This window comes from Sphingomonas pruni NBRC 15498, assembly GCF_001598455.1.
GTDB classification, from domain to species: Bacteria; Pseudomonadota; Alphaproteobacteria; order Sphingomonadales; family Sphingomonadaceae; genus Sphingomonas; species Sphingomonas pruni.
Genome location: NZ_BCYZ01000155.1, coordinates 1 through 1,209, shown reverse-complemented (window position 1 = coordinate 1,209; position 1,209 = coordinate 1). Strand labels below are relative to the sequence as shown.

At 66.3% G+C, this 1,209-nt stretch carries 1 protein-coding gene; it reads right to left on the bottom strand.

Annotated elements, in window-relative coordinates; translation table 11 throughout:
• Window positions 1-1,138: glycine--tRNA ligase subunit beta (gene glyS, locus SPR01S_RS20990; protein WP_084251348.1), on the bottom strand; the 1,138-nt coding region annotated here is incomplete at its 3' end.
• Window positions 1,139-1,209 lie beyond the last annotated feature (71 nt).

Below are 1,209 nucleotides of genomic sequence, written 5' to 3'. Positions count from 1 at the left end.
CCTCTCCCAGGGGGAGAGGAATTATTCCCTCTTCGACCAGCCACCGCGCAAGCTTCGCGACCCGCTCGACCTTATCGGCGACCGTCCCGAGTTTCTCGTGGAACACGATCTTCTCGAGCTTCTTAGCCTGCTCCTCAAGCGGCACCTTGAGGTCCGTCTCGTAGAAGAACCGCGCATCGCTCAACCGCGCCGCCAACACCTTGCGGTTACCGTCGACGATCTTCGCGCCGCCGTCGGCCGCATCGATATTGGCGGTGCAGACGAAGGCATTGGCCAGCTTGCCGTCCTTGCCGCGGCAGACGAAATATTTCTGGTTCACTCGCGCGGTGAGCTGGATCACCTCGGGCGGCACGCCCAGGAAATCCTCGTCGAATCGGCCGAGCAAAGGCACCGGCCATTCGGTCAGCCCGGCATTCTCGGCGACCAGCCCTTCGTCCTCGATCAACTCGAGCCCGGCGGCGTCGGCCAGCGCGGTCGCCTTGTCGCGGATGATCGCGCGGCGCTCGTCCTGGTCGACGATGACGTGGCAGGCGTGAAGCTTCTCGGCATAATCCGCCGCCGAACCGATCGTGATCGGTCCCGGATGGTGGAAGCGATGGCCGAGCGTCACCGCGCCCGATTGGACGCCGGCGATCTCGACCGGCACGATCTGGTCGCCGAGCAACGCGACGATGCCATGCAACGGGCGCACCCAACGCAGGCTTTCGGTCGAGGACGATGCCTCGCCCCAGCGCATCGACTTGGGCCAGGGGAAAGCGCGGATAATCGCCGGGATCGCCTCGGCCAGTACCTCGGCGGTGTCGCGGCCAGGCTTGTCGATCACCGCGAACAGCACGCCGTCACGCTCGACCAATTGGTCGGCGGTGAGGCCGGTCTTGCGCAGGAATCCTTCGAGCGCCTGGGGCGGCGCACCGGCGCGCGGTCCCTTGATCTCCTCGCCGACCGCCTCGGTCGCCTCGGGCAAGTCACGCGCGATCAGCGCGAGCCGGCGCGGCGTCGCGAAGGTGACGATCGCATCGGCGCGCAAGCCGGCTTTCTCGAGTTCGGCGGTGAACAGCCGAGCGAGGTCGTCGCGCGCTTTGTCCTGCATTCGCGCAGGGATTTCCTCCGAGCGGAGTTCGAGGAGGAAATCGGTCACAATCCCTCTCCCGTTGGGAGAGGGAGGGAGGCGCGCAGCGCCGGAAGGGTGAGGGTCGAGATAGAAGTCCC